Annotated in this window: 11 protein-coding genes; 5 read left to right on the forward strand and 6 right to left on the reverse strand. The window is 66.0% G+C overall.

All coding sequences use genetic code 11. The features are described from left to right. Together arfB and M529_RS43930 are read right to left on the reverse strand one after the other, a co-directional pair. Positions 1–405 (reverse strand): alternative ribosome rescue aminoacyl-tRNA hydrolase ArfB, encoded by a 405-nt coding sequence (gene arfB / locus M529_RS43925; protein ID WP_021319589.1) that lies wholly within the window; start codon positions 403–405, stop codon positions 1–3. Further along, positions 392–1,069, reverse strand: a complete 678-nt coding sequence (locus M529_RS43930) for an RluA family pseudouridine synthase (protein ID WP_021319590.1) — start codon at positions 1,067–1,069, stop codon at positions 392–394. Before M529_RS43930 ends, arfB begins: the two co-directional genes overlap by 14 nt. A 68-nt stretch (positions 1,070–1,137) precedes the next feature. Between M529_RS43930 and M529_RS43935 the strand changes: the two genes are divergently transcribed. Beyond that, positions 1,138–2,127, forward strand: coding sequence for an acyltransferase family protein (locus M529_RS43935; protein ID WP_021319591.1), 990 nt, complete (start codon positions 1,138–1,140; stop codon positions 2,125–2,127). 3 nt (positions 2,128–2,130) lie between these two features. Here the strand turns inward: M529_RS43935 and M529_RS43940 are convergent, their stop codons facing one another. Together M529_RS43940 and M529_RS43945 are read right to left on the reverse strand one after the other, a co-directional pair. Then, positions 2,131–2,994, reverse strand: a complete 864-nt coding sequence (locus M529_RS43940; protein ID WP_021319592.1) for a sigma-70 family RNA polymerase sigma factor — start codon at positions 2,992–2,994, stop codon at positions 2,131–2,133. Further along, on the reverse strand, positions 2,994–3,449 hold the full coding sequence (locus tag M529_RS43945; RefSeq protein WP_021319593.1) for a carboxymuconolactone decarboxylase family protein: 456 nt from the start codon (positions 3,447–3,449) through the stop codon (positions 2,994–2,996). The genes M529_RS43940 and M529_RS43945 overlap by 1 nt, the downstream gene beginning before the upstream one ends. A 141-nt stretch (positions 3,450–3,590) precedes the next feature. On the opposite strand from M529_RS43945, the gene M529_RS43950 reads away from it, so the two are divergent. After that, on the forward strand, positions 3,591–4,403 hold the full coding sequence (locus tag M529_RS43950) for a nucleotidyltransferase family protein (protein ID WP_031295482.1): 813 nt from the start codon (positions 3,591–3,593) through the stop codon (positions 4,401–4,403). 11 nt (positions 4,404–4,414) lie between these two features. Next, complete coding sequence (locus tag M529_RS43955; RefSeq protein ID WP_236617726.1) at positions 4,415–4,828, forward strand: VOC family protein; 414 nt, start codon at positions 4,415–4,417, stop codon at positions 4,826–4,828. Between the two features lie 145 nt (positions 4,829–4,973). Here M529_RS43955 and wrbA read toward each other — a convergent pair whose 3' ends face one another. Next, on the reverse strand, positions 4,974–5,573 hold the full coding sequence (gene wrbA / locus M529_RS43960) for an NAD(P)H:quinone oxidoreductase (RefSeq protein ID WP_021319596.1): 600 nt from the start codon (positions 5,571–5,573) through the stop codon (positions 4,974–4,976). Between the two features lie 109 nt (positions 5,574–5,682). Next, positions 5,683–6,402 carry a pirin family protein gene (locus M529_RS43965; protein WP_021319597.1) on the reverse strand — a complete coding sequence of 240 codons (720 nt, stop codon included), beginning with the start codon at positions 6,400–6,402 and terminating at the stop codon, positions 5,683–5,685. A gap of 108 nt (positions 6,403–6,510) precedes the next feature. On the opposite strand from M529_RS43965, the gene M529_RS43970 reads away from it, so the two are divergent. Both M529_RS43970 and ctrA read left to right on the forward strand, forming a co-directional pair. Further along, positions 6,511–7,404 carry a LysR family transcriptional regulator gene (locus M529_RS43970; protein ID WP_021319598.1) on the forward strand — a complete coding sequence of 298 codons (894 nt, stop codon included), beginning with the start codon at positions 6,511–6,513 and terminating at the stop codon, positions 7,402–7,404. 225 nt (positions 7,405–7,629) lie between these two features. Further along, positions 7,630–8,337 carry a response regulator transcription factor CtrA gene (gene ctrA, locus M529_RS43975; RefSeq protein WP_021319599.1) on the forward strand — a complete coding sequence of 236 codons (708 nt, stop codon included), beginning with the start codon at positions 7,630–7,632 and terminating at the stop codon, positions 8,335–8,337. Positions 8,338–8,408 lie beyond the last annotated feature (71 nt).

Here is an 8,408-nt window from a genome sequence, read left to right on the forward strand (position 1 = left end):
TCAATCCATCCTGACCTTTCCGCGCCCGGCCTTGACCGAGCTGCGCGCCTTCTTGGCGTCGACGCGGCGGGCCTTGGCGGCCTTGCCGGGCTTGGTGGCGATGCGGCGGGGGTCGCGCTGGTGGGCCTTCTCGATCATCTCCGCCAGCCGCTCGCGCGCGTCCTGGCGGTTCGCCTCCTGCGTGCGGAAGCGGTTGGCCTGGATCAGGATCTCGTTGGCGGAGGTGAGGCGCGACCCCGCCAGCTCCTTGAGCTTGCGATAGGCATAGGGCGGCAGGCCGAGCCGGAAGAGGTCGACGCGCAGCTGCACGGCGGTTGCGACCTTGTTGACATTCTGCCCGCCGGGACCGCCGCCGGTGACGAAGCGCTCCTCCAGCGCGTCCTCCGGTATCTCAAAGCCCGGCATCGTCGAGCAGCTGCGGCGCAAAGCCCGCCGCGGCGAAGGTCGCGGGCAGGGGGGCGGTGGCTTCTGCGGGGGGCTTGGTCCCGCGCGGCATGCTGAGAAAGCGGCTGTGCAGCAGCATCGCGCCGCCGCCCTGACCGTAGACCGGATCGCCGACGATGCCGAAGCCGAGCCCATGCTGGGCGTGGACGCGGATCTGGTGGGTGCGCCCGGTGCGGGGGGTGAAGGCGATGAGGGCGCGGCCGTCCTTCTCTGCGACCTTGCGCCATTCCGTCACCGCCACCTTGCCTTCTTTCGCCGGGATCATCCGCCAGCCCTTCGCGGCGGTGCTGATCTTCTTCAGGGACAGCTCGATCACGCCCTCATCCCGTTCCGGCACGCCATCGACCACCGCGACGTAGCGCTTGGTCACGGTCCCGGCTTCGAAAGCGGCGGCATAGCGCTTGTGGGCCTTGGGATGGCGGGCGAGGAGCAGGCAGCCGCTGGTGTCGCGGTCGAGCCGGTGCACCGGCAACGGCCAGCGCTGGAAGCCGAAGGTGAGGGAGGAAAGATAATTTTCCAGCGCCAGCGATCCGTCGCGTGGGGCGTCGACCGGCAGGCCGGCGGGCTTGTCGAGGATGATTGCCTCGGCGTCGATGAAGAGAACCTGATCGTTGAGCAAGGACAAGGCGGGTATCCGATAGGCAGGAAGGGAGCGATTGACGCGGGCGACGCATCCTATAGGGCGGGACGGCCATGGAGAACAGGGGCCGATCGACGGCGGACGATGGACAGGGGTTCCAGTGGAGCCCGGCGGCTGGGCGGCTGGACTGGATCGACGTCGCGCGCGGCATCGGCATCGTCGCGGTGGTGGCCGGTCATGTGTGGACGCGCGGGCCGTTGCGCGACGCCATCTACAGCTTCCACATGCCGCTTTTCTTCCTGTTGTCGGGGATGCTGGCGCAACCCCGGCCAGTGCTGGCCTTCGCGCGACGGCAGGTGGCGGGGCAGATGCGGCCCTATGCCGCCTTCCTGGCGCTGCTGATCGCGGCGGACCAGATCATCGAGCCGCTAAGGGGCAACCGGCCGATTTTCCATCAATGGCCCGACGACCTGCTGCCCATCCTGCTGGGTGGGACGTGGCTGCGCGGGCCCTATACGATCTTCTGGTTCGTGCCCTGCCTGATGGTGGCGCGCATCCTGTTCAACGCGGTTCAGGCGCGCTGGCCCGATCCGCTGGACCGGCGTTGGGGCGGGGTGGTGATCGCCATGCTGGCGCTCGCCTATGCGCTGCCGCCATGGGCGCGGCATGTGTCGGTGCTGGGGTCGCTGAGCGTTCCCATGGCTTTCTGCCTGCTATGGGCGGGGACGGCATGGAGCCGCATCTCATGGCGCGGGTGGATGTGGGTTCCGATCCTGCTGCTCTCTGGCGCGGCGCTGGCCGGGCTGCTGCCGACGCTCAACATGAAGGCGGGCGATTATGGCTGGCCGCTGCTGTCGATCGGGGCGGCGGTCGCCACGTCGTTGCTGCTGTGCCGGATTTCGGCGCGGATCGCGCCCGCGACGCGCATCCTTGCCGCGCTGGGGCAGGCGTCGCTGGTCGTCATGTACCTGCACGTCGCCTTCGTCCACTATCTGCGGCCGCATATGGCGGCATGGCTGCTGCTGCCGGTGGCGCTGATCGTCCCGTTCGGGATCGACCGGCTGATCCGCCGGTCGGCGGTGCTGCGGCGGATTTTCCTCTAGCGCTCAGTGCAGGTGACGCAGCTTGTCGGGGTTGCGCATGATGTAGATGGCGGCGACGCGGCCGTCCTCGATATCGAGCGCGGTCGTCTGCAGCTCGCCGTCCGCCTCGCGCGTGACGAAGCCGGGCAGGCCGTTGATGAGGCAGGTGCGTACCAGCGTCGATCCGTATTTGCCGAACAGCACAGCCAGCGCCCGGTGCAGCTGCATGACCTGCGCATGGCCCAATGCCGGGCGGATCGTCGCGGAACGCTTGCCGCCGCCGTCGCTGTGCAGGCTGACATCGGCCTTCAGCATGGCGCCGAGCGCGGTCATGTCGCCGCTGCGCGAGGCGGCGAAGAAGGCGCCGGCGATCTCCAGCCCGCGCGCCTTTTCCAGCCGGTAGCGGGGCCGCGCCTCGCGCACATGCGCCCGAGCCCGGGCGGCGAGCTGGCGGCAGGCGGCAGGGTCGCGATCGACCGTGGTCGCCACCTCGTCGAACCCGACGCCGAAGACGTCGTGGAGGAGGAAGGCGGCGCGTTCCAGCGGCGAGAGGCGTTCAAGCGCCAGCATCAGTGGCAGGGTGACGTCGTCCTCTTCCTCGTCCTCCCCGCCGATCATCGGCTCGGGCAGCCAGGGGCCGACATAGGTTTCGCGCCGGTGCCGGGCCGACTTGATCTGGTCGAGGCAGAGCCGCGTGACCGTGCGGCGCAGGAAGGCCTCCGGCTCCCGCACCGCCGTCCGGTCGGTGCCCAGCCAGCGCAGGAAGGCGTCCTGCACCACATCCTCGGCATCGGTGACCGATCCCAGCATGCGATAGGCGACGCGGATCAGGCGGGGACGCAGCGGGTCGAAGCTCGCCGCCGCGTCCGGCTGCGTCCCCGGCGCCATCAGGCGGCCGCCTTCATCGGCATGTCGTACCAGAGGCCGAAGCCCACCGCGATCCGGTTCCAGCCGTTGATGATGTTGATCATCAGCGTCAGCTTCACCTGCTCCTCCTCGGTGAACTCCCAGTTCAGCGCTTCCTTGGCCGCTTCATGGGTGTGCCCTTGCGCGATCTGCGTCAAGGCTTCGGTCCAGGCCAGCGCGGCGCGCTCGCGATCGGTGTAGCAGGGCGCCTCCCGCCAGGCGGAAAGCAGGTAGATGCGCTGTTCGGTCTCGCCCTTCTGGCGTGCTTCGTATGTGTGCATGTTGATGCAGTTGGCGCAGCCGTTGATCTGCGAGGCGCGGATCTTGACCAGTTCGATCAGGCTGGGTTCCAGGCTTTCGCCGATGGCGGTGCCAAGCGCGGTCCAGCTCTTCATCAGCTGCGGCGCGGCGGCGTAGGGGTCGATGGTGTCGTTCATGATGCAGGTCCTTTCCTTCAGGGGTCTGCACGCATGACGAGACGGGGCGAGCGGATGTGACATGCGCGGGCAATTTTTTGGAGCGAGTTGCCATAGCGGCTCCCCTTGTTGTATTCTGGCGTGCTGGCCAGGAGAATGAACATGCCCAGCACACTTCCCCGAACCCATGCAATCTTCCTGGAGCGCGTCCGAGATGCGGTCGAAGCCGATGACCGGTTGAGCGCCCTCCTGATCGGCGGTTCCTATATCCACGGCGGATTGGACGAGCATTCCGACCTGGATTTCGTGATCGTCGTAAACGGGGAAAATTATGGCGAGGTGATGTCTTCGCGCATGGATTTCGCCAGGGCGCTGCCCGATTTCATCACGGCATTCACCGGCGAGCATGTCGGAGAACCCCGCCTTCTGATCTGCCTCTATGGTCCACCGCTTCTGCATGTCGATCTGAAGTTCGTTCTGGCCGCCGATCTCGACCAGTCCATCGAACGGCGCGCAGTCCTGTTCGCGCGGGAACCGGCTGCGATGGAGACGCGGATGCTCGCAGCGGAGGTGAACTGGCCGAACCTTCCTTCCGAATGGTTCGAGGCACGCGCCTGGATATGGCTGCACTACGCGGCCACCAAATTCGCCCGCGGCGAACTCTATGAAGCGATCAGCATGCTCGGTTTCTTCCGTGAGCAGGTCCTGGGCCCATTGCTTTATCGCCGCGCCGGTCTGAACCAGCGGGGCGTGAGGCGTCTCGAAGCCATGGGGCTGGATGCGCAAAACAGGCTGGCCGCCACGGTTGCCCGGCACGACGCGTCATCCGTGAAGGAGGCGATCGAAGCGTCCATCGCCATTTACCTGGACCTTCGAAGCGATGATCCGTCGCTGGTGGCGACCAAGGCGATGCCCGCACTGCTGCGCGATTTCATCGAGCAGGCGGGTTCCCGGAACCGGGCTGAGCACCAATGATGCCCGGAGGCATGGCAATCCGCCAGCGATTATCGCTGCTGGCTCTCCTGGTGAGGGACTATGACGAGGCGATCGCCTTCTACGTCGGCCAGCTGGGTTTCGAGCTCAGGGAGGATACACGCTTGTCTCCCGAGAAACGTTGGGTCGTCGTTGGCCCAAAGGGGGGCGAAACCTCCCTGCTCCTTGCCAAGGCGGTGGGCGAGCCTCAGGTCGCCGCCGTGGGCGCCCAGGGCGGCGGCCGTGTTTTCCTGTTCCTGGAAACGGACGACTTTGATCGCGACCATGCTCGCTATGTGGCCGCTGGAGTGAGGTTCCGGGAGCAGCCGAGGACGGAGGCCTATGGGAAAGTCGCTGTCTTCGAGGATATTTATGGCAATCCATGGGATCTGATCGAACCATTGTCCTTCGATCCGGCTGGGGGCTAGGCAAGGCCGCAAGTTCCCTGATCGGCCGCGCTTTTTCCTCCCACAGAAGAAAGGACCGGCGCGCAGTCCTGCGCCGGTCCTTTCCGTGTCGTGCCTGGTGCGACCCAAAGGCCCGACAGCATGGCTAAGACGCCACGCGATGCGATCAGCCGTGCAGCTTGATCGCGGTTTCCGCGATGCGGCGGCCCTGGTAGCGGGCGCCGTCCAGATCGACCTCGCTCGGCTGGCGGCTGCCGTCGCCGCCGGCGATGGTGGTGGCGCCATAGGGCGCGCCGCCGACGACATCCTCATGCCCCATCTGGCCGGCATGGCCATAGTCGAGGCCGACGATCACCATGCCGAAGTGCAGCAGGTTGGTAATGATCGAGAAGAGCGTGGTTTCCTGGCCGCCATGCTGGGTCGCGGTGGACGTGAAGGCGCCGCCGACCTTGCCGTTCAGCGCGCCGCGCGCCCACAGGCCGCCGGCCTGGTCGAGGAAGGCCGCCATCTGGCTGGACATGCGGCCGAAGCGCGTGCCGGTGCCGACGATGATCGCGTCATAGTCCGCAAGGTCCGCGACGGCCGCGACCGGGGCTTCCTGGTCGAGCTTGAAATGCGCGTTCCTGGCGACTTCGAGCGGGGCCGTTTCGGGCACGCGCTTGATGTCGACCTGGGCGCCGGCCGATGCGGCGCCCTCCGCGACGGCCTTCGCCATCGTTTCGATATGACCGTAGGACGAATAATAGAGAACCAGAACCTTAGCCATTGCCTGTCTCCTCACAGTTCAAAAGGGTTGTCTTGGGTTTGATGGGGTGGCCGCCCGCGCAAGGGAGGGGGAGGGGCGCGGGCGGCCTTCAGGCCCTAAGGGGGCGGGCCTAAATGCTGTCCACCAGGACGATTTCCGCGTCCTCGATGGCCTTTATCGTGATCGGGCCGCCGGCGACGATCGCGGCGCCGTCCCGCGCCTCGAAGGCTTCGCCGTCGATCTCGATCCGGCCCGTTGCCGGGACCAGGTAGAGGTGACGGCCGGGCGTGGTTTCGTATGTCACGCTGTCGCCTGCCTTGACAGTGCCGCCGAGCAGCCGGGCGTCAGCGCGGATGCGCAGCGCTTCGCGGTCCTCCTCATAGCCGCTGGCCAGAACAGCCAGCTTGCCGGAGCGGGCGTCCTTCGGGAACGGCTTGGCGCCCCAGCTTGGGGACCCGCCCCGCGCCCGGGGCATGATCCAGATCTGGAAGAGCGTGGTCTTCTCGTCCTCCAGATTATATTCGGCGTGGCGGATGCCGGTGCCGGCGCTCATCACCTGCACGTCGCCCGCTTCGGTGCGGCCCTTGTTGCCCAGGCTGTCCTGGTGGGTGATCGCGCCGGTGCGGACATAGGTGACGATCTCCATGTCGGCATGCGGGTGCGGCGGGAAGCCCGAGCGAGGACCGATTTCATCGTCGTTCCACACCCGGATGGCGCCCCAGTGCATGCGGGCGGGATCGTGATAGTCCGCGAAGGAGAAATGATGGCGCGCGTTCAGCCAGCCATGGTCGGCATGGCCGAGCGACGCAAAGGGGCGGCGCTCGATGCTGCTCGCGGTGGTCGTGCTCATGTCCTGTGCCTTTCGGTTCGGATGCCGGAACGGTTCCGGCTTGCTTTCCGCCAATCTAGCGATCAGGATCGTTTCAGAAATAGGCAGCATTGAAACGGATTGTTTCCCATGAGACTACCGGATTTCGAGGCCTGGGCGATGTTCGCGGCCGTGGTGGAGCATCGCAGCTTCACCGATGCGGCCAAGGCGCTCAGCCTTTCGAAGGCAACCGTATCGAAGGCCGTGACCCGGCTGGAGGAGCATCTCGACACCAGCCTGTTCAATCGCACCAGCCGGCGTCTTGCCCTGACGGAAAGCGGGCGCAGGCTGGCGGATCATGCCGCGCGCATCCTGGCTGAAGGGCAGGCGGCCGAAGAGGCGGCGCGCGACGAGACGGCGGAGCTATCCGGCACGGTGCGGCTGGGCGCGCCGATGACCTTCGGCCTGCTGCGCGTCGCCCCGCTGGTGGCGGAATTCACCAAGATGCATCCGCTGGTGGACGTGGACCTGCATCTGTCGGACGCGCGGATCGACATCGTCGAAATGGGGCTGGATGCGACCATTCGCATCGCCGACATGCCCGACAGCTCGCTCCGCGCGCGGCGGCTGGCGGACGTGATGCTGCATGTCGTCGCCTCGCCCGGCTATCTGGACGCGCGCGGGCGGCCCAGCCATCCCTCCGACCTCGGCGCGCATGATTGCCTGTGCTATTCCAACGTCCCGCAGCCCGACGTCTGGCGCTTTTCCGGTCCGGGGCAGCAGAATGTCGTGGTGCAGGTGCGATCGCGCATCACCGTCAACAGCGGGGAAGCAATGTTGCCCGCCCTGCGGACCGGCGTGGGCATCGCCCGGCTGCCCGACTTCATCGTCGGGGAGGGGATCGCATCCGGGGAGCTGGAGGAAATATTGACCGACTGGCGGCCGCCGCCCTTCGGCATCCACCTGGTGACGCCGCCGTCCCGGCTGCGGCCGGCGCGGGTCGACGCGCTGCTGGATTATCTGACGCGGCATCACGGCTGCTGAGGCCTGCCGCCGCCGCTCGTTTCGCAGGTGAATCCTTATTGACTCACCGCGGAATGTTTCGGCTGCAACTCTTTGTAAACAGATTCGTTTTCCAACGACTCGCGGATTCCTGCCGGTTAGCGAAAAATTAACCTTTGTCCTTCAGAAGTTTTTTGGTTAATGAATTACAGCCGGTGCCGTTCTGTGGGGGTGAACGGACCTGCTTACGGGTGAAGGGGCTTCCCAATGCGCGTGCTGCTTATCGAAGACGAACCGACCACCGCCAAGGCGATCGAGCTGATGCTCACGACCGAGGGGTTCAATGTCTATACGACCGACCTGGGCGAGGAAGGCCTCGATCTCGGCAAGCTGTATGATTACGACATCATCTGCCTGGACCTGAACCTGCCCGATATGCATGGCTATGACGTGCTGAAGAAGCTGCGCGCGGCGAAGGTGCAGACCCCGGTGCTGATCCTGTCGGGCATTTCGGAGATGGACAGCAAGGTCCGCTCCTTCGGCTTCGGCGCTGACGATTATGTGACCAAGCCCTTCCATCGCGAGGAACTGATCGCCCGTATCCATGCGGTGGTGCGCCGGTCCAAGGGCCATTCGCAGTCGGTCATCCGCACCGGCAAGCTGGCCGTGAACCTGGACGCCAAGACCGTGGAAGTGGACGGCAACCGCGTCCACCTGACCGGCAAGGAATATGCGATGCTGGAGCTGCTGTCGCTCCGCAAGGGCACGACGCTGACCAAGGAGATGTTCCTGAACCATCTCTATGGCGGCATGGACGAGCCCGAACTCAAGATCATCGACGTCTTCATCTGCAAGCTGCGCAAGAAGCTGGCGCTGGCTTGCGGCGGGGACAATTATATCGAGACCGTCTGGGGGCGCGGCTATGTGCTGCGCGATCCGGAAGATGCGGAGCAGGTTGCGGCCAAGGTCGCCTGACGCTTCGCCGACAGACAAATAGGGGGTGGAAAGGCCGGTGGCTCGATGGAGCCGCCGGCCTTTTCCGTGAA

The sequence above is a fragment of the Sphingobium ummariense RL-3 genome (assembly GCF_000447205.1).
Taxonomy (GTDB): Bacteria; Pseudomonadota; Alphaproteobacteria; order Sphingomonadales; family Sphingomonadaceae; genus Sphingobium; species Sphingobium ummariense.

Bases quoted from the DNA above. Each gene is read 5' to 3' on its own strand.
- arfB (WP_021319589.1), bottom strand. From the start codon at position 405: ATGCCGGGCTTTGAGATACCGGAGGACGCGCTGGAGGAGCGCTTCGTC.
- M529_RS43945 (WP_021319593.1), bottom strand. From the start codon at position 3,449: ATGAACGACACCATCGACCCCTACGCCGCCGCGCCGCAGCTGATGAAG.
- M529_RS43965 (WP_021319597.1), bottom strand. From the start codon at position 6,402: ATGAGCACGACCACCGCGAGCAGCATCGAGCGCCGCCCCTTTGCGTCG.
- M529_RS43950 (WP_031295482.1), top strand. From the start codon at position 3,591: ATGCCCAGCACACTTCCCCGAACCCATGCAATCTTCCTGGAGCGCGTC.
- wrbA (WP_021319596.1), bottom strand. From the start codon at position 5,573: ATGGCTAAGGTTCTGGTTCTCTATTATTCGTCCTACGGTCATATCGAA.
- ctrA (WP_021319599.1), top strand. From the start codon at position 7,630: ATGCGCGTGCTGCTTATCGAAGACGAACCGACCACCGCCAAGGCGATC.
- M529_RS43940 (WP_021319592.1), bottom strand. From the start codon at position 2,994: ATGGCGCCGGGGACGCAGCCGGACGCGGCGGCGAGCTTCGACCCGCTG.
- M529_RS43935 (WP_021319591.1), top strand. From the start codon at position 1,138: ATGGAGAACAGGGGCCGATCGACGGCGGACGATGGACAGGGGTTCCAG.
- M529_RS43955 (WP_236617726.1), top strand. From the start codon at position 4,415: ATGGCAATCCGCCAGCGATTATCGCTGCTGGCTCTCCTGGTGAGGGAC.
- M529_RS43970 (WP_021319598.1), top strand. From the start codon at position 6,511: ATGAGACTACCGGATTTCGAGGCCTGGGCGATGTTCGCGGCCGTGGTG.